23 protein-coding genes are annotated in these 23,600 nt (G+C 74.0%); 4 read left to right on the top strand and 19 right to left on the bottom strand.

Annotated elements, in window-relative coordinates; genetic code table 11:
- Positions 1–47: 47 nt before the first annotated feature.
- The 10 genes from ACI799_RS14160 to ACI799_RS14115 form a co-directional block, all read right to left on the bottom strand.
- Complete coding sequence (locus ACI799_RS14160) at positions 48–743, bottom strand: MgtC/SapB family protein (RefSeq protein ID WP_456590661.1); 696 nt, start codon at positions 741–743, stop codon at positions 48–50.
- A gap of 5 nt (positions 744–748) precedes the next feature.
- The gene (locus ACI799_RS14155; protein WP_456613330.1) at positions 749–1,822 is read right to left on the bottom strand and encodes an adenosine deaminase; all 1,074 of its coding nucleotides are present in this window, start codon (positions 1,820–1,822) and stop codon (positions 749–751) included.
- 13 nt (positions 1,823–1,835) lie between these two features.
- Positions 1,836–2,657: an ABC transporter permease gene (locus tag ACI799_RS14150; RefSeq protein WP_456613329.1), complete on the bottom strand. Its 822-nt coding sequence runs from the start codon at positions 2,655–2,657 to the stop codon at positions 1,836–1,838.
- Positions 2,654–3,565, bottom strand: coding sequence for an ABC transporter ATP-binding protein (locus ACI799_RS14145; RefSeq protein ID WP_456613328.1), 912 nt, complete (start codon positions 3,563–3,565; stop codon positions 2,654–2,656). Before ACI799_RS14145 ends, ACI799_RS14150 begins: the two co-directional genes overlap by 4 nt.
- A gap of 16 nt (positions 3,566–3,581) precedes the next feature.
- The gene (locus ACI799_RS14140) at positions 3,582–4,868 is read right to left on the bottom strand and encodes a thymidine phosphorylase (RefSeq protein ID WP_456613327.1); all 1,287 of its coding nucleotides are present in this window, start codon (positions 4,866–4,868) and stop codon (positions 3,582–3,584) included.
- Positions 4,868–5,293, bottom strand: a complete 426-nt coding sequence (locus tag ACI799_RS14135) for a cytidine deaminase (protein WP_456590666.1) — start codon at positions 5,291–5,293, stop codon at positions 4,868–4,870. The genes ACI799_RS14140 and ACI799_RS14135 overlap by 1 nt, the downstream gene beginning before the upstream one ends.
- Positions 5,293–6,579 (bottom strand): ABC transporter permease, encoded by a 1,287-nt coding sequence (locus ACI799_RS14130; RefSeq protein ID WP_456598292.1) that lies wholly within the window; start codon positions 6,577–6,579, stop codon positions 5,293–5,295. The genes ACI799_RS14135 and ACI799_RS14130 overlap by 1 nt, the downstream gene beginning before the upstream one ends.
- Positions 6,576–7,796 carry an ABC transporter permease gene (locus ACI799_RS14125; RefSeq protein ID WP_456590668.1) on the bottom strand — a complete coding sequence of 407 codons (1,221 nt, stop codon included), beginning with the start codon at positions 7,794–7,796 and terminating at the stop codon, positions 6,576–6,578. The genes ACI799_RS14130 and ACI799_RS14125 overlap by 4 nt, the downstream gene beginning before the upstream one ends.
- Positions 7,793–9,367, bottom strand: coding sequence for an ABC transporter ATP-binding protein (locus ACI799_RS14120; RefSeq protein ID WP_456590669.1), 1,575 nt, complete (start codon positions 9,365–9,367; stop codon positions 7,793–7,795). The genes ACI799_RS14125 and ACI799_RS14120 overlap by 4 nt, the downstream gene beginning before the upstream one ends.
- A gap of 296 nt (positions 9,368–9,663) precedes the next feature.
- The gene (locus ACI799_RS14115) at positions 9,664–10,713 is read right to left on the bottom strand and encodes a BMP family lipoprotein (protein ID WP_456613326.1); all 1,050 of its coding nucleotides are present in this window, start codon (positions 10,711–10,713) and stop codon (positions 9,664–9,666) included.
- Between the two features lie 262 nt (positions 10,714–10,975).
- Between ACI799_RS14115 and ACI799_RS14110 the strand changes: the two genes are divergently transcribed.
- Entirely contained in the window at positions 10,976–12,283 is a 1,308-nt protein-coding gene (locus ACI799_RS14110) for a D-alanyl-D-alanine carboxypeptidase family protein (protein ID WP_456613325.1), read from the top strand.
- Here ACI799_RS14110 and ACI799_RS14105 read toward each other — a convergent pair.
- From ACI799_RS14105 to hisC, 4 genes are all read right to left on the bottom strand, one after another.
- Positions 12,186–13,166, bottom strand: a complete 981-nt coding sequence (locus ACI799_RS14105) for a YihY/virulence factor BrkB family protein (RefSeq protein ID WP_456600306.1) — start codon at positions 13,164–13,166, stop codon at positions 12,186–12,188. The genes ACI799_RS14110 and ACI799_RS14105 overlap by 98 nt on opposite strands.
- A gap of 37 nt (positions 13,167–13,203) precedes the next feature.
- Positions 13,204–13,770 (bottom strand): 2'-5' RNA ligase family protein, encoded by a 567-nt coding sequence (locus tag ACI799_RS14100; RefSeq protein WP_456600307.1) that lies wholly within the window; start codon positions 13,768–13,770, stop codon positions 13,204–13,206.
- Positions 13,767–14,792 carry a tryptophan--tRNA ligase gene (gene trpS, locus ACI799_RS14095; protein ID WP_456600308.1) on the bottom strand — a complete coding sequence of 342 codons (1,026 nt, stop codon included), beginning with the start codon at positions 14,790–14,792 and terminating at the stop codon, positions 13,767–13,769. Before trpS ends, ACI799_RS14100 begins: the two co-directional genes overlap by 4 nt.
- Before the next feature lie 83 nt (positions 14,793–14,875).
- Positions 14,876–15,985: a histidinol-phosphate transaminase gene (hisC, locus tag ACI799_RS14090; protein ID WP_456613324.1), complete on the bottom strand. Its 1,110-nt coding sequence runs from the start codon at positions 15,983–15,985 to the stop codon at positions 14,876–14,878.
- A gap of 43 nt (positions 15,986–16,028) precedes the next feature.
- On the opposite strand from hisC, the gene galE reads away from it, so the two are divergent.
- On the top strand, positions 16,029–16,982 hold the full coding sequence (gene galE / locus ACI799_RS14085; protein ID WP_456590676.1) for a UDP-glucose 4-epimerase GalE: 954 nt from the start codon (positions 16,029–16,031) through the stop codon (positions 16,980–16,982).
- A gap of 22 nt (positions 16,983–17,004) precedes the next feature.
- Here the strand turns inward: galE and ACI799_RS14080 are convergent, their stop codons facing one another.
- Positions 17,005–18,339 (bottom strand): hemolysin family protein, encoded by a 1,335-nt coding sequence (locus ACI799_RS14080; RefSeq protein ID WP_456590677.1) that lies wholly within the window; start codon positions 18,337–18,339, stop codon positions 17,005–17,007.
- A gap of 249 nt (positions 18,340–18,588) precedes the next feature.
- On the opposite strand from ACI799_RS14080, the gene ACI799_RS14075 reads away from it, so the two are divergent.
- The gene (locus ACI799_RS14075) at positions 18,589–19,365 is read left to right on the top strand and encodes a CAP domain-containing protein (protein WP_456613323.1); all 777 of its coding nucleotides are present in this window, start codon (positions 18,589–18,591) and stop codon (positions 19,363–19,365) included.
- Between the two features lie 133 nt (positions 19,366–19,498).
- Here the strand turns inward: ACI799_RS14075 and ACI799_RS14070 are convergent, their stop codons facing one another.
- From ACI799_RS14070 to ACI799_RS14055, 4 genes are all read right to left on the bottom strand, one after another.
- Positions 19,499–20,713 carry an NADP-dependent isocitrate dehydrogenase gene (locus tag ACI799_RS14070; RefSeq protein WP_456590679.1) on the bottom strand — a complete coding sequence of 405 codons (1,215 nt, stop codon included), beginning with the start codon at positions 20,711–20,713 and terminating at the stop codon, positions 19,499–19,501.
- A gap of 85 nt (positions 20,714–20,798) precedes the next feature.
- A complete protein-coding gene (gene mdh / locus ACI799_RS14065) occupies positions 20,799–21,752 on the bottom strand; it encodes a malate dehydrogenase (protein ID WP_456613322.1) in 954 nt (317 codons plus the stop codon).
- A gap of 48 nt (positions 21,753–21,800) precedes the next feature.
- Positions 21,801–22,100, bottom strand: coding sequence for a DUF3017 domain-containing protein (locus tag ACI799_RS14060; protein WP_456590681.1), 300 nt, complete (start codon positions 22,098–22,100; stop codon positions 21,801–21,803).
- Between the two features lie 3 nt (positions 22,101–22,103).
- Positions 22,104–22,973, bottom strand: coding sequence for a bifunctional methylenetetrahydrofolate dehydrogenase/methenyltetrahydrofolate cyclohydrolase (locus ACI799_RS14055; RefSeq protein ID WP_456600312.1), 870 nt, complete (start codon positions 22,971–22,973; stop codon positions 22,104–22,106).
- Positions 22,974–23,071: 98 nt separating this feature from the next.
- Between ACI799_RS14055 and ACI799_RS14050 the strand changes: the two genes are divergently transcribed.
- Positions 23,072–23,599, top strand: a complete 528-nt coding sequence (locus ACI799_RS14050; RefSeq protein WP_456590683.1) for a hypothetical protein — start codon at positions 23,072–23,074, stop codon at positions 23,597–23,599.
- Position 23,600 lies beyond the last annotated feature (1 nt).

Here is a 23,600-nt window from a genome sequence, read left to right as displayed (position 1 = left end):
GCCGGAGTGACGCCCCCCACCCGCGGCCGGCCCGTGCGCGCCGGCGGTCAGTCGCGGTCCTCGTCCTGGTGCCCGGCCGACACCGCCAGCACCCCCTCGAGGTCGGCCAGCCGGGCGGCGAGCGCGGTGACCGACCCCGCCCCCTCCATCGTCATCCGCACCGTGGCCTGCGGGCCGGCGCCGCCCCGCCGCTCGGCCTCGACCGCCGTGTCGAGGTGACGCACGGTGAAGCCCTGCTGCGTGCACTCGGCCAGGGCCCGGCGCAGCACGCCCTCGCCGTCCCGGTAGGTCAGCACCAGGGAGTAGGAGTGCGCTGCCCGCCCCGACAAGCGGCGGGCCAGCGGGGTGAAGGCGTAGGCCACCAGGAGGTGGCCGGCGGTCGCGACGACGGCGTACAGCCACAGCCCCGCGCCGGCGGCCATGCCGACGGCCGCGGTCAGCCAGACGACGGCCGCGGTGGTGAGCCCGCGGACGGCGTCGCGCCGGACGAAGATCAGGCCGCCGCCGATGAACCCCAGCCCGGAGACCACCTGCGCGGCGACGCGCGAGTCGCCGAACTCAGCCCGGCTGATCACCATGAACAGCGCCGCGGCGAACCCGACGATGGTCAGCGTCCGCAGCCCGGCCGCCTTCTGCCGCAGCTCCCGCTCGAACCCGATGAGCGCCGAGAGGAGGAAGGCCACCCCCAGGTCGCCCAACCGGTCCCAGGACTGCCCGGCCGCCTCGGCGAGCAGGACGTCCACCGCCGTCAGCCCCGCAGCGCGGCGTAGCCCGGGCGGACCACGTCGTCGAGAAGCCGCTGCCGCTCCTCCGCGGGCAGGAAGGCACCGGCCAGCGCGCGCTCGGTCACCGTCTGCACGTCGTCCCACGTCCAGCCGAACGTCGTCGCCACCGCTGTGACCTCGCTGGTGACCGAGACGCCGCTCATCAGCCGGTTGTCGGTGTTGAGCGTGACGGCGAAGCCGAGCCGGTGCAGCCGGTCCACCGGGTGCTCGGCCAGCGAGGGGTAGGCGCCGGTCTGCACGTTCGAGGAGGGCGCCACCTCCAGCGTCACCTGCGCGTCGCGCACCCGCCGGGCCACGGGGCCGAGGGCGCCGTCCGCGGCGACCTCGTCGGCGATCCGCACGCCGTGGCCGAGCCGTTCGGCACCGGCGCCGTCCAGCGCTGCCTCGATGCTGGCGATGCCGGCGGCCTCCCCCGCGTGCACCGTCCGGTGCGCCCCCGCGCGGTCCAGCAGGGCGATGGCGGCGGGGATGCGGTCCGGCGGGAAGCCGATCTCCGGGCCGGCGAGGTCGAAGCCGACGACACCGGCGTCCCGGTAGCGGACGACGAGGTCGGCGACCTCCTCCCAGCGGTCGTTCTGCCGCATCCCGCACAGCAGCGTGCCGATCCGGATCGGCGTGCCCGCGGCGGCGGCCTCCCGGCTCCCCTGCGCATACCCGTCGAGCATCGCCTCGACGGCCGCCTCCATCGGCATCCCGGCGGTGAGCAGCTCGGGCGCCATCCGGACCTCGGCGTACACCACGCCGTCCGCGGCGAGGTCGAGCGCGCACTCCCGGGCGACCCGCGCCACGGCGTCCGGCGTCTGCATCACGGCGACGGTGTGCGCGAACGTCTCCAGGTACTGCACGAGGGAGCCGGAGTCCGCGGCCTCGCGGAACCACCGGCCGAGGGATTCGGCATCGCCCGCGGGCAGGTCGCGGTAGCCGAGCTCGGCGGCCAGGTCGAGCACCGTCTGCGGCCGCAGCCCGCCGTCGAGGTGGTCGTGCAGCAGGACCTTCGGGGCGCGGCGGACGTCGTCGGCGGTGAGCGGAGCGGGCACGGGAGAACGCTACCTACCGGCCGTCCCGGTCCTGCCAGCGGAAGGTGCGGACGCACAGCAGCAGGCCCACGACGCACCAGATCCCGAGCACCAGCGCGACGGTGCCGAGCTCCCAGGAGCCCGCCGGCTCCCGGGCGGCGAGGGAGTCGGGCAGGAACACCGACCGCAGTCCCTGGGCCAGCCACTTCACCGGGAAGACCGAGGCGACGTCCTGCAGCCAGCCGGGCACCTGGTCGAACGGCATGAAGACGCCGGAGACGAACTCCAGCACCAGCGCGATCGGGGTGACCGTCGCCGAGGCCGACCGCGCGTTGCGGGCGAGGGAGGAGACGGCGATGCCGAGCAGCGTGCAGGCCGCCGCGCCCAGCACTGTCACCCAGGCGAAGGTCAGCCAGTCCGCCCCGGTCGGCAGGTCGATGCCGAACACGAGCACGCCGACGACCAGCAGCGCGAGGATCGTCGCGATCGTCACGGCGACGACCTGCGCGACCTTGCCGACGAAGTAGGCGGTCTTCGGCATGGGGCTGCCGGCCAGCGCCTTGAGGGTGCCGTCGGAGCGCTCGCCGGCGATGTGGATCGCCATGTTCTGCAGGCTCGCCCCGACGATCCCCGCGGCGATGACGCCCGCCATGAAGTACTGCGGGAAGTCCACGCCGGAGCCGAGGTCGTAGTCCAGGACCGCGCCGAGCCCCAGCAGCAGGATGACCGGGAACAGCAGCGTGAAGACCACCGACTCACGCTGGCGGAAGAACTCCTTGAGCTCGACCCCCGCCCGGGTGCGGGAGACCCGGGCGACCGAGGGCAGCGCGGCGCGCCCTGGGGCGGTGGTGGTCACGAGCGGTCCCCGATCATCTTCAGGTACACGTCCTCGAGCGTCGGCCGGCTGACGGCGAGGTCGGGCACCTCGCCCGGGAAGCGCGCGGCGAGCTCGGAGACGAAGGCGGTCGGCGTGGCGGTCTCGGCGGTGCGCCGGGCGCCGGCCTCGGTCCAGCTGACGACGGCCGGCGCGGTGCCGCGGCCGCCGAGCGCGGTGGGGACGGCGACCTCGGCCAGCTGCCCGTGGGCGATGACCCCGACCCGGTCGGCCAGCTCCTCGGCCTCGTCGAGGTAGTGGGTGGTCAGCAGCATGGTGGTGCCCAGCTCGCGCAGCGACCGGATCAGCGCCCAGAACTGGCGGCGGGCCTCGGGGTCGAACCCGGTGGTGGGCTCGTCCAGGAACAGCAGCCGGGGCCGGCCCACGATGCCCAGCGCCACGTCCAGCCGGCGCCGCTGCCCACCCGAGAGCGTGCGGCCGCGGGCGCCCGCCTTCTCCGTGAGACCGACGAGGTCGAGCACCTCGTCGGGGTCGCGGGGATCGGCGTAGTAGGACGCCTGCGCCGACAGCAGCTCGCGCACCGAGAGCTGGCTGTCCCCCGCACCGGACTGCAGCACGATGCCGAGCTCGGCCTTCCAGCGGCGCCCGCCCCGCGCCGGGTCGACCCCGAGCACGCGGACCTCACCACCGTCGCGATCGCGGTAGCCCTCGCAGATCTCGACGGTGGTCGTCTTCCCCGCACCGTTGGGACCCAGCAGGGCGAAGATCTCCCCGCGGTGGATGTCGAGGTCCAGGCCGTCGACGGCCGCACGGTCGCCGTACCGCTTGACCAGGCCGCGGATGGAGATGGCTGCGTCCGGGTTCAACGGCTCCCTCTCGGGGCCCGCCGCGAGCGTGCGAGTGGTGGGGAGGAGGGAGTCCTTCTGCACGAGAGACCAGTGTCCCCTACGACCCTGCGGTGATGCGGTCGAGGACGAGCGGGAGCGGCTCGTCACCGGTGTCGACGCCGATGGCCCCCTCGAGCGCCGCGAGCGCCCGCGGGATGCGCGCGGCGTCGTCGGTGTGCAGCTCCAGCAGCGGCCGGCCGGCGGTCACCAGCTCCCCCACGCCGGCCGTCCAGGTGATCCCCGCGGCGGCCGACACCGGGTCCTCCTTGCGGGCTCGGCCGGCGCCCAGCCGCCAGGCGGCGACGCCGAGCGCGTAGGCGTCCAGGCGGGTCAGCATGCCGGTGGCCGGCGCGGTCACCACGTGCGTCTCGGCCGGGCGCGGCAGCGGGGCGTCGGGGTCGCCGCCCTGCGCGGCGATCATCCGCCGCCACACGTCCATGGCCCGCCCGTCGGCCAGCGCCTCGGCGGGGTCGACGTCGTCGCGCCCGGCACCGGCCAGCATCTCCCGCGCCAGCGCCAGGGTCAGCTCGACGACGTCGGCCGGGCCGCCACCGGCGAGCACCTCCACCGACTCCGCGACCTCCACGGCATTGCCCGCGGCGCGGCCCAGTGGCCGGTCCATCGCCGTCACCAGGGCGACGGTGCGCACCCCGGCCGCCTCCCCGAGCCCGACCATCGTGCGGGCCAGCTCGCGCGACGCGGCGGGGTCCTTCATGAACGCCCCGGAGCCCGTCTTGACGTCCAGGACCAGCGCGTCGGCGCCCTCGGCGATCTTCTTGCTCATGATGGAGCTGGCGATCAGCGGGATCGACTCGACGGTGCCCGTGACGTCGCGCAGCGCGTAGAGCAGCTTGTCGGCCGGCGCCAGGTCGTGGCCGGCGGCGCAGATGACCGCGCCCACGTCGCGCAGCTGCGCCAGGTAGGCCTCCTCGTGCACGTCGGCCCGCCACCCGGGGATCGCCTCGAGCTTGTCCAGCGTGCCGCCGGTGTGGCCGAGGCCCCGGCCGGAGAGCTGCGGCACGGCCACCCCGCAGGCGGCGACGAGGGGCGCCAGAGGAAGGGTGATCTTGTCGCCGACGCCACCGGTGGAGTGCTTGTCGGCGGTCGGCCGGCCGAGGGACGACAGGTCCTTGCGCTCGCCGGAGTCGATCATCGCCTGGGTCCAGGACGCGAGCTCGTCGGCGGTCATCCCGCGGAAGAACACCGCCATGAGCAGCGCGCTCATCTGCTCGTCGGGGACCTGACCGGCGGTGTAGGCCCCGATCACCCAGCGGATCTGCTCCGTGGTGAGCGGCACGCCGTCCCGCTTGGCGCGGATGACGTCGATGGCGTCGTGACCGGCCATCAGCCCTGGCCCCGCTCGGCGGCAGCCGTCAGGTCCTCGGGACCGAAGGCGTCGGGCAGCACCTCGCGCATCGGCACGATGCCGAGGGACACCGTCTCGATCAGCATGTCGGCGCCGCCGTGCTCCCAGAGCAGCTGCCGGCAGCGGCCGCACGGCATGAGCGGCTGACCGTCCCCGCCGACGCAGGCCACCGCGACCAGCCGGCCGCCTCCGGTGCGGGCCAGGTCGCTGACCATCCCGCACTCGGCGCACAGGCCCAGCCCGTACGAGGCGTTCTCCACGTTGCACCCGGTGACGACGCGGCCGTCGTCGACCAGCCCGGCGACCCCGACCGGGAACCTCGAGTAGGGGGCGTAGGCGTGGGTCATGGCCTCGCGGGCCGCGGTCCGAAGGGCATCCCAGTCGGGCTCGGGCAGGTCGGGCACTAGTGCTCCCCTCGTCGGTACACCAGGCCGTCCGCCTTGGGCATCCGCAGCCGTTGGGAGGCCAGCGAGAGGACCAGCAGCGTGGTCAGGTGCGGGGTGAAGAAGACGATGCCGTCGGGCAGCTCGTCGATGGTCAGGAAGCCGACCAGCGCGACGGCGGCGAACACCACGGCGAGGCCCGCGGGCACCCAGCGGCGGCGCAGCGCCTGGTACACGGCCACGCCGACGAGCAGCAGGGCGACCAGGAGCAGCAGCGCGACGACCGCCGTCCGGCTGCGCAGCTGCAGGGCGTCGGAGAAGCCGAACAGCCCGGCGCCGGCGGCCAGGCCTCCCGGCCGCCAGTTGCCGAAGATCAGCGCGGCCAGGCCGATGAAGCCGCGGCCACCGGTCTGCCCTTCGCGGTAGATGCCGGCCACGAACACGAGGAAGACGCCGCCGAGCCCGGCCAGCGCGCCGGAGATGATCACCGCGATGTACTTCATCCGGTAGACCGGGACGCCGAGCGAGTCCGCCGCCGCGGGGTTCTCGCCGCACGACCGCAGCCGCAGCCCGAACGCCGTCCGCCAGAGGATCACGTACGAGATCGGGATGAGCAGGATCGCCAGCAGGGTGACCACACCGAGCCCGCTGGTGAGCCCGCGGAGCACCCCGGCGAGGTCGCTCAGCAGGAACCAGCCGGTGTCCTCCAGGTCGCCCAGCAGGTCGGGCCCGGAGGAGAGCACCGGGATCGAGAAGCTCGGCGGGTCGCCGCCCACCGACGGCGACTGCGTCGGGCCGCCCCCGGTGCCCTGGACGTAGACCAGTTCCGACAGGAAGCGGACGACACCCGCGGCGAGGATGTTGATCGCCACCCCGGAGATGACGTGGTCGACGCCGAAGGTCACCGTCGCGATGGCGTGCAGCAGGCCGCCGATGGCCCCGAGCACGGTGCCGCCGATGATCGCGCCGACCCAGCCCCACTGCCAGCCGGCCCAGCCGGCGCCCCAGGTGCCGAGGATCAGCATCCCCTCGAGGCCGATGTTGACCACGCCGGCGCGCTCGGAGTAGAGGCCACCCAGCGCCGCGAGCCCGATCGGCACCGCCAGCAGCAGCGCAGCCCGCATCGTCGACGACGAGGTCAGCGCCTCCTCGCCGGAGACCGCCCGGGTGACGGAGAAGACGAACAGCAGGCCGACGACCAGCCACAGGATCCTGCTGCCCCGGCTCCCGCCGGTGAGCCGGTCGGTGAGCGGGCCACGGCTGGGCCGGGTCGCGGTGCTGCCGCCGGCCGGGGTCGCGGTGGTCATGCGCGCGCCTCCTCGGAAGAGCCCGGGACTCCGGTGCGGACCCGGTGCCCGCCGTCCGGACCGGCGCCGGGGCCGGGACCGCCGGGGCCCGCACCGCCACCCGGGTCCGGCGGCGCGCCGGTCGCCTCGGCAGCGGACCGCTCGGCCGAGCGCAGGGCCAGCCGGCGGGCGACCTCGTTGGCGATCACGACGGCGAGCACGATCGTCCCCTGGATGATCGTCACCACCGACGCGGGGATGTCGGCGAACTGCAGCGGCAGCGCCGCACGGTCGAGGAACGCGAACAGCAGCGCCGCCAACGCGATGCCGAGGACGTTGTTCCTCCCGAGCAGGGCCACGGCGATGCCCAGGAAACCGAGCCCGGCGGTGAACTCGGTGCCGAAGGCGCGCGTCTCGCCGAGCAGGTCGGGCAACCCGATGAGCCCCGCGACGGCACCGGAGAGCAGCATGGTCGTGACGACCATGCGGCGGGCGTCGACACCGCTGGCGGTGGCGGCGGACGCCGAGATGCCGGTGGCCCGCAGGTCGAAGCCGAACCGGGTGCGCTGGACGAGCACCGCGATCACGATCCCCACCACGACGGCCACGACGAGGAAGCCGAACAGCTCCGTGCGCGGCTCGGCCAGCCCGAAGGCGCCGAGCACCCCGCCCAGCCCCGGGAACCACGCCGACTCCGGCAGCGGCGTCGTGGTGATGATCGACGCGCCCTCCGGGCTGCCCCGGAACGGACCGGTGAGCAGGAAGGACGCCAGCCCGAGCGCGATGAAGTTCAGCATGATGGAGCTGATGACCTCGCTGACACCGCGGGTCACCTTGAGCACGCCCACGATGCCGGCCCAGAAGGCGCCGACCACCATGGCCACGACGATGACCAGCAGGACGTGCAGCGGGCCGGGCAGCGCCACGGCCGCACCGACGGCGGCGGCGACGACGGTGGCCAGCCGGTACTGGCCCTCGACGCCGATGTTGAACAGCCCCATGCGGAAGGCGATGGAGACGGCGAGCCCGGCCAGGAACAGCGGGACGGCGCGGTTGAGGATCACCACGATCGACTGCACCTGCTGCGAGGGCCGCTCGCCCAGGTCGACCATGACCTGCAGCGCCCGCAACGGGTTCTCCCCGATGAGGGCGATGACGAGGGCGGAGATCACCAGCGCCACGAGGACGGCGAGCACCGGGCCCAGCAGCGTCAGGCCGGTGCGGCGCAGGCGGTTCACGCGGCACCCGCCGCGGTCCGGGCGCCGGTCATGTACCCGCCGAGCTCCTCGGGGGTGACCTGGCGGGGGTCCACGGTGGCCACGAGGCGGCCGCGGAACATGACGTGGAGGGTGTCGGAGAGCCCGATCAGCTCGTCGAGGTCGGCAGAGACCAGCACGATCCCCATCCCTTCGCCGCGGGCGTCCTTGAGCAGCTCCCAGATGACCGATTGGGCGCCGACGTCGACCCCTCGGGTGGGATGGGCGGCGATCAGCAGCCGCGGGCCGGCGCTCATCTCGCGGCCGACGATGAGCTTCTGCTGGTTGCCGCCGGAGAGCGCGGCGGCCAGCGTCTCGGGGCCGGGCGCGCGGACGTCGTACTCGCGCATGATCCGCTCGGTGTCGGCGCGGGCCGCCTTCCGGTCGATGAACGGGCCCCGGGCCGCCGGCGGCCGGGTCTGGTGGCCCAGGATCCGGTTCTCCCAGAGCGGGGCGTCGAGCAGCATCCCCTGCCGGTGGCGGTCCTCCGGGATGAAGCCGATGCCGGCCTCGCGGCGGGCCCGCGTGCTCCACCCGGTGACGTCGTCCTCGCCGAGCCGGACCCTGCCGGCGGCGAGCGGGCGCAGGCCCATGATCGCGTCGACCAGCTCGGCCTGGCCGTTGCCCTCGACCCCGGCGATGCCCACGACCTCGCCCTCGCGGACGGTCAGGTCGACGGAGTCGACCAGCGGCCGCCCCATGTCCGAGGCCACGGTGACGCCCGACAGCCGGAGCACCGGGACCTCGCGCACGGTGGAGCTGCGGAGCTCCGGCGTGGGCAGCTCGGCGCCGACCATCATCTCGGCGAGCTGCTTGGCCGTGGTCGTGCGCGGATCAGCCTCCCCCACCGTGGTGCCCCGGCGGATCACGGTGATCGTGTCGGCGACCTTGCGTACCTCGTCGAGCTTGTGCGAGATGAAGATGACGGTGAGGCCCTCGCGCTTGAGCTCCGCGAGGTTGCCGAAGAGCTCGTCGACCTCCTGGGGCACCAGGACGGCGGTCGGCTCGTCGAGGATGAGAGTGCGGGCGTTGCGGTAGAGCACCTTCGCGATCTCGACCCGCTGGCGGTCACCGACGCCGAGCTCCTCCACCAGCGCGTCGGGGCGCAGCCCGAGGCCGTAGCGGTCGGAGATCTCCTCGATCCGGCGGCGGGCGCCGTCCCGGTCCAGCCGGCCGCCCTTCGTGGGCTCGCTGCCCAGGACCACGTTCTCCAGGACCGTGAAGTTGTCGGCCAGCATGAAGTGCTGGTGGACCATGCCGATCCCGGCCGCGATGGCGTCGGCCGGGCTGCGGAACTGCACGGGGCGGCCGTCGACGAGGATCGTCCCCTCGTCCGGCCGGTGCTCGCCGTACAGCGTCTTCATCAGCGTGGACTTGCCGGCCCCGTTCTCCCCGACGATGGCGTGCACCTCGCCGCGGCGGACCGCCAGCTCGATGTCCTTGTTCGCCACGACGCCGGGGAAGCGCTTGGTGATGCCGCGCAGCTGGACCGCGTAGGGCGATCGGGCCGCCTCGTCGCCGGACGTGGCGCCGGCGGCTGGAGCCTGGGCCATGGGTGGGCCTCTCTCTGACGGTGCGCCGCGCGGGCGGCGCTGGTCTCGATCCGGCGCACCGGTGACGACGCCGGTCGGGTCGTCGTCCCCCGGATGACCGGTGGTCGGGCGGGGTGACCGGGGTTCGGGCACCCGCCCTGCGCATGATGTCGCACCCTCGCGGCGACCGGGACCGTGCCCCCCGCGGGGTCGGGGCCCGCTCGCCACGACGGCGGGCCCGGGCGGGATGCCCGGACCCGCCGTCGGAGGGTCGCTCCGGTGCGCCGGCCGGAGCTGTCCGGCCGGCGCACCCGGCCTCACGGGGTCGTGGGGACCTCGATCTCGCCGGAGACGATGCGCTGGCGCCACTCCTCGAGCTGGCCCTGGATGTCGTCGATCTGCCCACCCGAGGTGGCCAGGCCGACGCCGTCGCTCTCCAGGTCGTAGACGAGGTCGATGCCGCCCTGGACGTTGCCCTCGGCGTAGTCGGTGATGAAACTCTCGACGGCGTTGTCGACCCGCTTGAGCATCGAAGTCATGATCACCGCCTGCAGCGCGGGGTCGTCGACCGTCTGGTACTGGTCGGAGTCGACGCCGATCGCCCGGTTGCCGGTCTGGGCCGCCGCCTGGAAGACGCCGGTGCCCGAGCCGCCCGCCGCGTGGAACACGATGTCCGCGCCGGCGTCGTACATGCTGCGGGCCAGGATCTGACCGCGGGCCGGGTCACCGAACCCGGAGAAGTCGCCGGCCGGCGAGATGTACTCGACGTCGACCTGGATGTCCGGGTTGACGGCCTTGGCACCGGCCACGTACCCGGCCTCGAACTTCTGGATCAGCGGCATCTCGACGCCGCCGACGAAGCCGACGTGCCCGGTCTCGCTCTTCAGCGCCGCCGCGACGCCGGCGAGGAAGCTGCCCTCCTCCTCGGCGAAGACGAGGCCGGTCAGGTTCTCGGTCTCGATCCCCTCCTCTTCCGTGCGGACGTCCACGACGGCGAACGTGGTGTCGGGGAAGTCCTCGGCGACCTCGCCGATCGAGTCGCTGTAGGCGAAGCCGACGGCGATGACCGGGTCGTAGCCCGCCTCGGCCAGGTTGGCCAGGCCCTCGACGCGGTCGGAGCCGTCGTCGTTGGGGCTGAACTCCTGGACCTCGCCGTCCAGCGCCCCGATGGCCGCCTCGACACCGGCGTAGGCCGAGTCGTTGAACGACTGGTCGCCGCGGCCACCGACGTCGTACGCGAGGCCGACCTGGAGGTCACCCGAACCGCTGCCGCCGCCGCTGTCGCCGCCGGCCGTGGGCTCCTCGTCGCTGGCACAGGCCGCCAGGGCCAGGCTGCCGGCCAGCAGCAGCGCCGCGGCCTTCGTCATCCGCGCTCGGCGCAAGACGATCTCCTCTCTGGGGGGAGGACCCACGCGTGGCGGGGTTCTCCCGGGGGTGTGGACTGCGGTGGCTCGCGGGCCCGCGTGGAGCGGGCCGTCGTGGGCCACGACCCAGGACGCTAACCGCGCGGACCCGGCACGCCCCAAACTCTGCGGCGGACTGAAACCCGATCGTTGCGAACCCTCATCCGATCGGGCCGCCTTCTCCCCGGAAGCCGTGTCCCACCTCACCTCCGCATAGCCTCCGGGCATGGGACGACGACGTGCGGCCTGTCTGGCGGGCGCCGTGACACTCGCTCTCGTGGCGGGCCCGGCCGGCCCGGCCGGAGCGACCCCGCCGCCGCCGACCACGACGGCGACCCCGCCTCGCCCCACGGTCGACCTCACCGCGCCGACGCCGACCGCGCCCCGCACGGGCCTGCCCCCGCGGGGCACCGCCCCGGACGGCAGCACGGTGGGCGGCGAGCGGCTGCGCACCCGCGGCCTCGTCGTCGCCGACGGCGCTCCCCCGCTCCCCGACGGCGTGGTCGCGTCCGGCTGGCTGGTCGCCGACGCGGGCACGGGGGCGGTGCTGGCCGCCCGCGACCCGCACGGGCGGTACTACCCGGCGAGCACCCTCAAGACCCTGACCCTCCTGACGCTGGCGCACCGGCTCGACCCGGCCGAGGTGGTGGTGGGCACGGTCGAGGACGAGCAGATCGAGGGCAGCCGCGTCGGGCTCGTGGCCGGCGGGCGCTACCCCGTCCCGCTGCTCTTCACGGCGCTGATGCTGCAGTCGGGGAACGACGTCGCATCGGCGCTGGCGCGGGCGGCCGGCGGCGAGGCGGCCACGGTTGCCGCGATGAACCGGACGGCCGTGGAGCTGGGTGCCTACGACACGGTCGCCGGCACCCCGTCCGGGCTGGACGTCGCCGGCCAGTCCTCCTCCCCCTACGACCTGGCGCTGATCTTCCGCGCGCTCGTAGAGGACCCGGTCACCGCGGCGGTGCTACGCACGCCGACGGCGGACATGCCGGCGGTCGGGGACCGGTTCCCGGGCTTCCAGATCCAGAACCAGAACCCGCTGCTGACCGGCTACCCCGGCAACCTCGGCGGGAAGACGGGGTTCACCGACGCCGCCCGGCACACGTTCGTCACCGCAGCCGAGCGCGACGGCCGCCGGCTCGTGGTGAGCGTCCTGGACACGGAGAACCGACCGCTGCGGGCGGCCGACCAGGCGGCGCTGCTGCTCGACTGGGGGTTCGCCGTCCCCACCACCGTCCCGGGGGTGGGGACGCTGGTCCGCCCCGCCGACCTGGCCCCCGCCACGCCGGCGGCGCCCGCCACCCCGCCCGCACCCTCCGCCCCGACCTCCCCGGCGCCGCGTCGCCCGATGCTCGCCGCGCCCGCGCCGCACGCGGCCGCGTCGCCCTGGGCCGTGGCCGCCCTCGCCGGGCTGGGGCTCGGCGCGCTCGGCGCGGTCAGCGCGACGGCGCGGCGGCGGCGACGGGCGCCCGCTCCTCCGGCTGCCGGCCGGCGCCCTCCACCGCGGGGAGGGTGGCGGTCCAGGCGGCGGTGAAGAACGCGAACCGGAACACGATGTTGATCCAGACCAGGATGCCGACGGCGCCGCCGAAGGCCGACGCGGTCACGCTCCCGGAGATGAGCGACAGGTAGAGGTTCCCGATCAGCTTCATGGCCTCGAAGCCCACGGCGCCGAACAGCGCCCCGGGCAGCAGCCGCCGCACGGGGTGCGGCGTGGCCGGGACCACCTTCAGCAGCCAGAGGAAGACGACGGTGTCGCCGAGGAAGGCCAGCGCCAGCCCCACCACGGTCGTGAACACCGCGAGCCCCGTCGCGTCCGTCAGCCCGAGCACGTCGAGGAACCACGACGTCGCCCCCGTGGCGACCCCGGTCAGCACGAGGCTCGCCAGCCCGACCGCGCCCAGCAGCACCAGCGCCAAGAGGTCCTGGACGTTGTCGCGGAGGAACTCCGGCTCATCGGCGCGCCCCTTCCAGATGCGCTCCATGCCGATGCGCAGCTTGTCCATCGCCCGCAGCCCGGCGTAGACGAACCCCACGAGGCCGATCACGCCGACCACCTCGGCCGAGCCGACCGCCCCGCGCAGGTCCGCGACGATGTCCCGCCCGGTGCTGCCGGGGAACGCCTCCCGGATCGCCTCGTAGAGCTCCCGCTGCAGCAGCTCATTCCCGGCCAGCACCAGCCCGATCACCGAGGCCACCAGCAGCAGCACGGGGAACAACCCGAGGAACACGAAGTAGGTGACGCCCGCGGCCATGAGGTCCCCCTGCGTCCGCCGGTACCGCCCACCGGCACGGGCCAGGTGGTCGAACCAGGGGGACCGCCGCCGAGCGGCGTCGACCGTCCCCTCGACGCGGTCCCACGTCCGCGCCGGCAACCCCTTCCGGGCGGGGGCGTCGCGGGGAGGGGCGGAGCTCACCGCCCGAGTCTGGCGGCTGGCCGCCGGGTGCGCGCCCTCAGCGCTCCCGGCCGGTCAGGGGGTACTCGCGGGCGATCTCCCAGGCGCCGGCCGCCGTCTGCTCGAACTCGGTGAAGTGGTCCACCCGGAACTCGGCGGAGAGGTCCTGCAGCCCGCAGTAGGCCAGCTCGAGCATGTCGGCCGGCACGTCGTGGGCGACGGTGACGTGCGGGTGGTACGGGAAGGAGAGCGAACGGGCCAGCGGACCGCGGCGGACGTCGTTGGCCAGCAGCTCGCAGTTGCCGATCCCCCGAGCCACGGCCACGAACACGACGTCGGAGACCGGCGTGAACGTGCCGGTACCGGCCAGGTGCATGTCGAACGGCGGGTGCGCCGCGGCGACGTCGGCGAGGTGCTCGGTGATGGTGGCGCGGTCGGCGACCGGCACCTCCGTCGGCGGGAGCAGGGTCACGTGCGGCGGGACCAGCGTCGCCTGCGGGTCGCCGACCTTGGCGCGCCAGTCGACGAGCAGGGACGCCCAGGGCTCGGGGATCGGCACGATCACCCCGAGCACCGCCGTCTCCGGCGGCGTCCCCAGCCGGCCGACGAAGGTGTCGTCGTTCATGCCACCGGCCCCGCGGGTGGCAGGAAGCCGACCCGCTCGTAGACCGTGGCCAGCGTGCGGCCGGCCACTTCCCGGGCGCGTGCCGCTCCCGCGGCGAGCAGGCGCTCGAGCTCGGCGGGGTCGGCCATCAGCTCCGCCGTGCGCCGCTGCACCGGGGCAAGGGCGTCGGTGACGACCTCGGCGAGCTCCTTCTTCAGGTCGCCGTACCCGCGGCCGGCGAAGTGCTCCTCCAGCTCCGCGGTGCTCCGTCCGGAGAAGGCGGAGTGGATGGTGAGGAGGTTCGTCACGCCCGGCTTGTTCTCGGGGTCGGCGACGATCTCCCGCCCGGTGTCGGTGACCGCGGAACGGATCTTCTTCGCCGTCACCTTCGGGTCGTCCAGCAGGTTGATGCAGCCGGCCGGGGGAAGGCTCTTGCTCATCTTCTTCTCGGGCGTCTGCAGGTCCAGCACCTTGGCCGCGCCCGCCGGGATGTAGGCCTCGGGCATCGTGAACGTCTCGCCGTACCGCCCGTTGAACCGGCCGGCCAGGTCGCGGGTGAGCTCCAGGTGCTGCCGCTGGTCCTCTCCCACCGGCACCCGGTGCGCCTGGTACAGCAAGATGTCCGCGGCCTGCAGCACCGGGTAGGTGAACAGCCCCACCGACGTCGGACCGACCCCCTCGCGGGAGCTCTTGTCCTTGAACTGGGTCATCCGGCCGGCCTCCCCGAAGCCGGTGAGGCACTGCAGCACCCAGGCCAGCTGGGCGTGCTCGGGCACCTGGCTCTGCACGAACAGGGTGCTGCGGGCGGGGTCCACGCCCAGGGCGAGCAGCTGTGCCGCCGACACCAGCGTGCGCCGGCGGAGCACGGCCGGGTCCGGCGGCTCGAGGGTGATCGCGTGCAGGTCGACGACGCAGTAGAAGGCGTCGTGGTCCTCCTGCATGCTCACCCACTGCCGGAGGGCGCCGACGTAGTTGCCGAGGTGGAAGGAGTCCGCCGTCGGCTGGATGCCGGAGAGCACTCGGGGAAGAGCCACGTCGGCCATCAAACCAGCCGGGGCCGGCGCCCGTTCCGGGCTCCCCCGCACCGCCGGGACACCGGCCGCCGCAGGGGCGGGGTCGGTGCTGGTCAGCGTGCCGTGACCGGGAGCGCGTCGTCGAGCGCGGCGAGGAAGGCGTCGTCCTCCTCCGGCGTGCCCACGGTGACCCGGATGCCCTCCCCCGCGAACGGCCGGGTGATCACCGCCCGGGCCTCCAGGGCAGCCGCGAGCTCGGCCGTGCGCTCCCCCGTCGGCAGCCACACGAAGTTGGCCTGGCTGTCGGCGACCTCCAGCCCCCGGTCGCGCAGCGCGGCGGTGAGCCGCTCGCGCTCGGTGACGACCGCGGCGCACCGCACCCGCACCTCGTCCTCGCTGGCCAGCGCCGCGACCGCCGCCGCCTGGGCCACCATGCCGACGCTGAACGGCAGGTGGGTCTTGCGCACCGCCTCGGCGACCGCCGGGTCCTCGGCGAGCAGGTAGCCGACGCGCAGCCCGGCCAGCCCCCAGGCCTTGGAGAAGGTGCGGAGGACCGCCACGTTGGGTCTCCCGCGCATCAGCTCCACGCCGTCGGGGACCCGGGGGTCGGTGACGAACTCGCGATAGGCCTCGTCGAGGACGACCAGCGTCTCCGCGGGCACCGCGTCGAGGAAGCGCTCCAGCTCGGCTCGGCGCACCGCCGTCCCGGTGGGGTTGTTGGGGTTGCAGACGAACACCAGCCGCGTGGCGTCGTCCAATGCGGCGGCCAGCGCCTCGAGGTCGTGGGTGTCGGGAGACCCGCCGGGCCGGCCGGGGACCAGCGGCACCTGGATCGCGCGGGCGCCGGCGACCCGGGCGAGCAGCGGGTACATCTCGAACGACCGCCAGGCGAAGGCGATGCTCGTCCCGGGGTCGTTGTACGCCTGGGCGAGCTCCTGGCAGATCGCCACGGCCCCGCAGCCGCTGGCGACCTGCGCGGGGTCGACCCCGTAGCGCTCGGCCAGCGCGCCGGTGAGGACGACGGCGCCGTTGTCCGGGTACCGGTTGGTCTCGGCGACCGCGGCGGTGACCGCCTCGACGACGGCGGGCAGCGGCGGGAACGCGACCTCGTTGCTCGCGAGCTTCACAGCGCGCTCGACGCCGATCTCGCGGGCCAGGTCCGCCGGGTTCCGGCCGGGCCGGTACGCGGGCAGCGACTGCACCGCCGGTCGGGCACTGACCACCAGATCCTCCGCTTCCCACGGGCCGTCCTTCTAAGGTGTGCCCATGCGCGTACTCGTCGCCGGCGGCGCCGGCTACATCGGCAGCGTAGTGACCGCCGCCCTGCTCGACCGCGGTCACGACGTCACCGTCCTCGACGACCTCTCGACGGGGCACGCCGACGCCGTGCCCGAGGGCGCGACGCTGGCCGAGGTGTCGCTGCACGATTCCGCGCCGGTGCTCGCCGAGGTCCGGCCCGAGGCGGTGCTGCACTTCGCGGCCAAGTCGCTGGTCGGGGTCTCCCAGCAGCAGCCGGAGGACTACTGGCACACCAACGTCGGCGGCTCGTTCGCGCTGCTGGAGGCAATGCGCGCGGTCGACTGCCGGCGGATCGTCTTCTCCTCCACCGCCGCGACCTACGGGGAGCCGGACCAGGTGCCCATCCGCGAGGACGCACCCACCCGGCCGACCAACACCTACGGCGCCTCGAAGCTCGCCGTCGACCACATGCTCACCTCGTACGCCGTCGCCCACGGGTTCGCCGCGGTGAGCCTGCGGTACTTCAACGTCGCCGGCGCCGCCTACGGGCTCGGCGAACGGCACGCCACCGAGACCCACCTCATCCCCATCGCCCTCCAGGTGGCGGCGGGGCAGCGTGAGTCGCTGACCGTCTACGGCCAGGACTACCCGACCCCCGACGGCACCTGCATCCGCGACTACGTGCACGTCGAGGACCTGTCGGACGCCCACCTGCTCGCGCTGCCCGCACCGGCGGCCGGCGAGCACCGCATCTACAACCTGGGCAACGGCACCGGCTTCTCCGTGCAGGAGGTCGTCGAGGCCGCCCGCACGGTCACCGGCCACCCCATCCCGGTCACCATCGGCGAACGGCGGGCCGGCGACCCGGCGCAGCTGGTGGCCTCCAGCGACCGCATCCGCGCCGACCTCGGCTGGGCGCCGAAGCACACCGACCTGGTCGGCATCGTGCGCGACGCCTGGGCGGTCGCCCGGTCCCGCTGACGCCCGACGCAGCGGGGCGCCCCTAGGCGGTCGGGGCCTCGCTGCGCTCGTCGTCCTCCGGGACGTCGGGGGCCGGGGGCGGGCCGACGCGCAGGCGGGCGATCCGCCGGCCGTCGAGCTCCAGCACCTCGATGCTGCGCCCCTCGGCCTCGGCGGTGTCCCCGACCCGGGGCAGCCGGCCGAGCTCGGCCAGGACGTAGCCGGCGGCCGTCTCGTACGGCCCCTCGGGCAGCCGCAGCCCGGTGGCCTCGGCGAAGTCGTCGAGGTTGAGGAGGCCGTCGACCTCCCGCGGCGCGTCGGGCGACTGCCGGGCCTCGGGCTCGACCTCCTCGTCGTACTCGTCGTAGATCTCCCCGATGACCTCCTCGATGAGGTCCTCGAGCGTGACGATGCCGTCGGTGCCGCCGTACTCGTCGACGACGATCGCCAGGTGCTGGTTGTCCCGGCGCATCTCGCTGAGCACCGTCAGGACCGCGGCGGTGCCGGGCAGCCTGGTGACCTCGCGGGCCAGGTCCCCCACGGTCGCCGCCCGCCCCGCCGGGTGGTTGGGCAGGAACAGGTCGCGCACGTGCACGAAGCCGACGACGTCGTCCTCGTCCTGGCCGACGACGGGGAACCGCGACCAGTTCGACTCCGCCACCAGCTTGGCCGCGCGACTGGCGGTCATCGACGCCTCGAGGAACTGCACCTCGGTGCGCGGCGTCATCACCTCGCGCACCTCGCGCTCGCCGGCGCGGAACACCTCGTCGATGAGCCGGCGCTCGTCGCTGCTGAGCGACTCGTGCGCGGCCACCAGGTCGCGCAGCTCCTCCTGGCTGATCGACTCACCGCTGGCCTTGGGGTCACCGCCGACCAGCCGGACGAGCCCGTTGGTCGACTTCGACAGCAGCCAGATGACCGGCCGGGACAGCTTGGCGATGGCGTTCAGCGGTGCGGCGACCATGAGGGAGAAGCCCTCGGCCCGCTGGAGGGCCAGCCGCTTGGGGGTGAGCTCACCCACGACGAGGGACACGTAGCTGATCGCGACGGTGACCAGGACCAGCGCCAGGGTGCCGGAGAGCCTCTGGCTCACGCCCTGGTCCTGCAGCCAGTCGGCCAGGGGCGCCGAAAGGGTGCTCGCACCGAACGCGGCGGAGAAGAACCCCGCGAGGGTGACCCCCACCTGCACGGCGGCGAGGAACTGGTTCGGGTCCCCGAGGAGCTTCTGCACCGCCTTGCCGCGGCGGCCACCCTGCTCGGCCATGGCCCGGACCTGCGACTCCCGCAGCGAGACCAGCGCGATCTCCGCGCCGGCGAACGCGCCGCCGATCAGGATGAAGACGACGACCATGACGATGTTGAGCCATACGTCGCTCACCGGCGGCGTGCTCCTCAGGGGTTCGGGATGGGGCGGACCGTTCCATGGTGCCGGGTCCATGCTGCCCGGCGACCGCGCCCGCACGCCCGGGAACCCCGGTCGGGTGCGTGAGTGTGCGCACTCCCAGGCGCTTTCGCCGCAGGGTGCGTACGGATAGTCTTCGATCGATAACGGATCGTGATCTTTCTGAGGAGCCGCATGCGCCACCGGCCGTCCGGCCCCCTGCTGCCCACCCGACGGTCCCCGAGGGTGGGTCTCGCCGTCGCGATGGCGTTCGGCGCCACCGCCGTCGTGCTCACCGCCCCCGTGGTCTCCGGGCCGGAGGAGGCGCCCCGCCCGTTCGACCCGTCGTCCTCGGCCGGATCCGCTCCCCACTCCTCCACGTCGGTGGTGCCCGGCACCGCCCCGGCAGCGCCCGGGCCGTCCGGCGACACCGCCGCGGCGCCGGAAACCGGTTCCGGGCAGCCTGCGGCGGCCGTCCCCGAGCCGGCGCCCGAACCTGCGCCCGCGCCCGGTCACGGGGCTGCGCCGCCGTCCGCGCCCGCCGGCCCTTCCGCGTCGACCAGCCGGGCCCCTGCCCCCACGGCCGCCGCGGCGGCACCGCCCCCCGGCGCCGCGAGCGCGCCGGCGACCGGTGCCGCGAGCGCGCCGGCGGCCCCGGGCGCCGAGGGCGAGGTCGTGGCCCTGGTGAACGCCCAGCGCTCTCAGGCCGGCTGCGGTCCGGTGGCGGCCGACGCCGGGCTCGCCGCGGTCGCCCGGGCGCACAGCGCCGGCATGCGCGACCGCGGGTTCTTCGACCACGTCGACCCCGACGGGCTCGACCCGTTCGACCGGGCCGACCGGGCGGGCGTCTCCGCCCGGGCGGAGAACATCGCGCGCGGCCAGGCCGACCCGGCCGCCGTCATGGCCTCGTGGCTGAACAGCCCCGGCCACCGGGCCAACATCCTGAACTGCGGGCTGACCCGGTTGGGCGTCGGTGTGGCGACCGGCTCCGGCGGGCCCTGGTGGACCCAGCTGTTCGGCTGACTCGCCCGGTCTCGCCTACCCGCCTTGGCTGCGCACCCCGGCGAGCGCCGTCCACAGGCGGCCCCGGACGCGCAGCGGCCCCGTCCAGAGGCTCACCCCGAGCGTGCGAGGGGTGAGGAGGACGGGGTCCTTCTCAGGCCATGGCCTTCTGCAGGTTGGTGTCGATGGCCGCCAGGAACTCCTGGGTGGTCAGCCACGGCTGGTCCTTGCTGATCAGCAGCGCCAGGTCCTTGGTCATCTGACCGCTCTCGACGGTGTCGATGCAGACCTTCTCCAGGGTCTCCGCGAAGCGGGTCACCTCGGGCGTGCCGTCCAGCTTGCCGCGGTGGGCCAGGCCCCGGGTCCAGGCGAAGATCGACGCGATCGGGTTGGTCGAGGTCTCCTTGCCCTGCTGGTGCTGGCGGAAGTGCCGGGTCACCGTGCCGTGAGCGGCCTCGGCCTCCACCGTGCGGCCGTCGGGGCTCATGAGCACCGAGGTCATGAGGCCGAGCGAGCCGAAGCCCTGGGCCACGGTGTCGGACTGCACGTCGCCGTCGTAGTTCTTGCAGGCCCAGACGTAGCCGCCCTCCCACTTGAGGGACGCGGCGACCATGTCGTCGATCAGCCGGTGCTCGTACGTGATGCCGGCGGCGTCGAACTTCTCCTTGAACTCGGCCTGGAAGACCTCCTCGAACAGGTCCTTGAAGCGGCCGTCGTAGGCCTTGAGGATCGTGTTCTTGGTCGACAGGTAGACCGGGTAGCCGCGCTGCAGGCCGTAGTTCATCGAGGCCCGCGCGAAGTCGCGGATCGAGTCGTCCAGGTTGTACATCGCCATGGCGACGCCGCCGCCGGGCGACTGGAAGACCTCGTGCTCGATCGGCGCGGACCCGTCGGCCGGCTGGAAGCTGATCGTCAGCGTGCCCTCGCCGGGGAACTTGAAGTCGGTGGCGCGGTACTGGTCACCGAAGGCGTGGCGGCCGACGACGATCGGCTTGGTCCAGCCCGGCACCAGCCGCGGCACGTTCTCCATGATGATCGGCTCGCGGAAGATGACGCCGCCGAGGATGTTGCGGATCGTCCCGTTGGGCGAGCGGTACATCCGCTTGAGCCCGAACTCCTCGACGCGCGCCTCGTCCGGCGTGATCGTCGCGCACTTGACGCCGACGCCGTGCTTCTTGATGGCGTTCGCGGAGTCGACGGTGATCTGGTCGTCGGTCGCGTCCCGCGCCTCGATCCCCAGGTCGTAGTACTCCAGGTTGACGTCGAGATACGGGAGGATCAGCTGGTCCTTGATGAACTGCCAGATGATCCGGGTCATCTCGTCGCCGTCGAGCTCGACGACGGTGCCCTCGACCTTGATCTTGCTCACGCGTTCTCCTTGTGCGGTCACGGCCCCGTCCCGGGGCTCGCCCCGAGCGTGCGAGGGGTGAGGAGGACGGGATCCTTCTACTTCTTCAGAGGTCGGCTACGTCGGCCTGCTTCGCGCGCACTGCTTCGGCGGCCTCACGCAGGCCCGCCACTTCGCTCTCCGCCAGGTCGCTCTCGACGACCCGCCGGACGCCTTCCCGGCCGATCTCGGCCTCCACCCCGAGGTACACCCCGGAGATGCCGTACTCGCCGTCGACCCAGGCGCACACCGGCATGACGGCGCCGGAGTCCTCCATGACCGCCCGCGCCATGCGGGCGGCAGCGGCGGAGGGCGCGTAGTAGGCCGACCCCGTCTTGAGCAGGGCCACCACCTCCGCGCCACCGTTGCGGGTGCGCTGGACGAGGTGCTCGATGCGGTCCGGCGCCATCACCTCGGCCAGCGGCTTGCCGTCGACGGTGCACCGGGACGGCACCGGGACCATGGTGTCGCCGTGCGAGCCCAGGGTCAGGGTCCGCACCGAGGAGACCGGGACACCGAGCTCCTCGGCGACGTTGTTGGTGAAGCGGGCCGTGTCGAGCATGCCGGCCTGCCCCATGACCCGCTGCTTCGGGAAGCCGGTCGCCAGCTGCGCCAGCGCGGTCATCTCGTCCAGCGGGTTGGAGACGACGATGACGACGGCGTCGGGCGAGGTCCGCGCGATGTTCTCCGAGACCTGGCGGACGATGCCCGCGTTGGTCTCGATCAGGTCCATCCGGCTCATGCCGGGCTTGCGCGGCAGACCGGCGGTGACGACGACGACGTCGGAGCCCTCGGTGCCCTCGTAGGAGCCTCCGCCGACGCCCACCACCTGGGTCTCGAACCCCTCGATCGGGCGCGACTGGTTCATGTCCAGCGCGAGCCCCTCGGGCTTGCCTTCCACGATGTCGGTGAGGACGACGGTCTCGAAGACGTCGTACTCGGCCAGTCGCAGTGCGGTGGTGGAGCCGTAGAAACCGGCACCGACCACGGTGACCTTGCCGTTCCTGGGCTGCTTCGCCATGGTCGCCAACCTAGCCCTGCCCGGCGCCCCGCGCCGCCCCGGGGGCGCTCACGTGCCGGGGATGGCCAGGGCGACGGCGGCGAGCGCGATCCCCGTCCCGGCCAGGAGGACGACGTCGACCGCCCGGCTGCGGACCGCGAGGAAGCCCACCCGCCGGACCGGCAGGAGCAGCCGCAGCAGCGCCGCGCCCACCAGGGAGGTCCCGACCACCACCAGCCCCCAGCGCCAGTGCTCGACGGTGACCAGCAGCAGCCCGATCCCCACCCCGACCAGCACCGCGAGCAGCGGCAGCTGCCGCAGCAGCCCGGCGAGGAAGGGCCGGCGGACGTAGAGCGGCGGGCGGCTCACGGATCAGGCCGACAGCGCCTCGGCTGCCGCGGCCTGCTCGGCGGCGAGCACCACGTTCTGCAGCAGCATCGCCCGGGTCATCGGCCCCACTCCCCCCGGGTTGGGCGCGACGTGCCCGGCGACCTCGACGACGTCCCGGGCCACGTCGCCGGCGATCTTGCCGTCCACGCGGCTGACGCCCACGTCCAGGACGGCGGCCCCCGGCTTGACCATGTCGCCGGTGATCAGGCCCGGCACCCCGGCGGCGGCGACCACGACGTCGGCGGAGCGCACGTGCGCGGCGAGGTCCCGGGTGCCGGTGTGGCAGAGGGTCACCGTCGCGTTCTCCGTCCGCCGGGTGAGCAGGAGCCCGAGCGGCCGCCCCACGGTGATGCCGCGGCCGATGACGACGACCTCCGCTCCGGCGATCGGCACGTCGTAGCGCCGCAGCAGCTCGACGATGCCCACTGGCGTGCAGGGCAGCGGCCCGGCGACGTTCAGGACCAGCCGGCCCAGGTTCACCGGGTGGAGGCCGTCGGCGTCCTTGGCCGGGTCCATCGCCTCGAGGATGGCGCTCTCCTCGATGCCCGTGGGCAGCGGCAGCTGGACGATGTACCCGGTGCAGGCGGGGTCGGCGTTGAGCTCCTCCACCACGGCCAGCACGTCGGCCTCGGTGGCGGTCGCCGGCAGCTCGCGCTGGATGCTGGCGATGCCGACCTGGGCGCAGTCGGAGTGCTTGGCGTTCACGTACCAGCGGCTGCCGGGGTCGTCCCCCACCAGCAACGTGCCGAGGCCGGGTCGATGACCGGCCGCGGTGAGAGCGGCCACCCGCTCGGTGAGCTCGGCGCGGATCGCCGCCGCGGTGGCCTTGCCGTCCAGGATCGTCGCGGGCACGCCGACAGTCTGCCGGAGAGGGTGCCGCCCACGTGGGTGCGGGCCTAGGGTCGGCAGCGGCGGGGCGTCGGTGCCCCGGCGACCTGCGGAGGAGCCCGATGACCGAGCGCTACCAGACCCCCACCGGCGCGTCCGCGTCGTCGGGGGCCGGACCGGCCACCACGCCGGCGTACTCGGACCGCCCCGTGGCGTTCCGCGGGCCGGAGAGCCTGGGCGGGCTGCTGCTGATCCTCGCGGGGATCGCCGCCGCCATCAGCCTGCCGCTGGACTGGCTGCGCGACCGCGACGCCAGCGGCTGGGCGCTGGTGCGCGATGCGTTCGACGACCTCGGGGGGATCTTCGACGACGGCAGCTGGCAGCCCCTGGCCATCGTGCTCGGCGGCGGCCTGCTGCTCCTCCTGGGCATCGCCCTGTGGCTGCCGGCCCGCAGCCACCGGTTCGTCGGCGCGGTGGCGTTGCTGGTCAGCGGCGTCGTCACGGCCGCCGTGCTCGTCCCGCTGGCCGACGCCGGCTGGGACGTCGGCTCCTTCGGCCCGGGCTTCTGGTGCGGGATCGCCGTCGCCGTCCTGGGCCTGCTCGGCTCGCTCAAGGCGGTGCTGACCGGGCCCCGGTACCCGTCGAGGTAGC

It is taken from the genome of Blastococcus sp. SYSU DS0753 (genome assembly GCF_054051175.1).
This window is presented reverse-complemented; position numbering and strand designations above follow the sequence as displayed.

Bases quoted from the DNA above. Each gene is read 5' to 3' on its own strand.
- ACI799_RS14140 (WP_456613327.1), bottom strand. From the start codon at position 4,868: ATGGCCGGTCACGACGCCATCGACGTCATCCGCGCCAAGCGGGACGGC.
- ACI799_RS14130 (WP_456598292.1), bottom strand. From the start codon at position 6,579: ATGACCACCGCGACCCCGGCCGGCGGCAGCACCGCGACCCGGCCCAGC.
- ACI799_RS14120 (WP_456590669.1), bottom strand. From the start codon at position 9,367: ATGGCCCAGGCTCCAGCCGCCGGCGCCACGTCCGGCGACGAGGCGGCC.
- ACI799_RS14115 (WP_456613326.1), bottom strand. From the start codon at position 10,713: ATGACGAAGGCCGCGGCGCTGCTGCTGGCCGGCAGCCTGGCCCTGGCG.
- ACI799_RS14110 (WP_456613325.1), top strand. From the start codon at position 10,976: ATGGGACGACGACGTGCGGCCTGTCTGGCGGGCGCCGTGACACTCGCT.
- ACI799_RS14100 (WP_456600307.1), bottom strand. From the start codon at position 13,770: ATGAACGACGACACCTTCGTCGGCCGGCTGGGGACGCCGCCGGAGACG.
- trpS (WP_456600308.1), bottom strand. From the start codon at position 14,792: ATGGCCGACGTGGCTCTTCCCCGAGTGCTCTCCGGCATCCAGCCGACG.
- galE (WP_456590676.1), top strand. From the start codon at position 16,029: ATGCGCGTACTCGTCGCCGGCGGCGCCGGCTACATCGGCAGCGTAGTG.
- mdh (WP_456613322.1), bottom strand. From the start codon at position 21,752: ATGGCGAAGCAGCCCAGGAACGGCAAGGTCACCGTGGTCGGTGCCGGT.
- ACI799_RS14050 (WP_456590683.1), top strand. From the start codon at position 23,072: ATGACCGAGCGCTACCAGACCCCCACCGGCGCGTCCGCGTCGTCGGGG.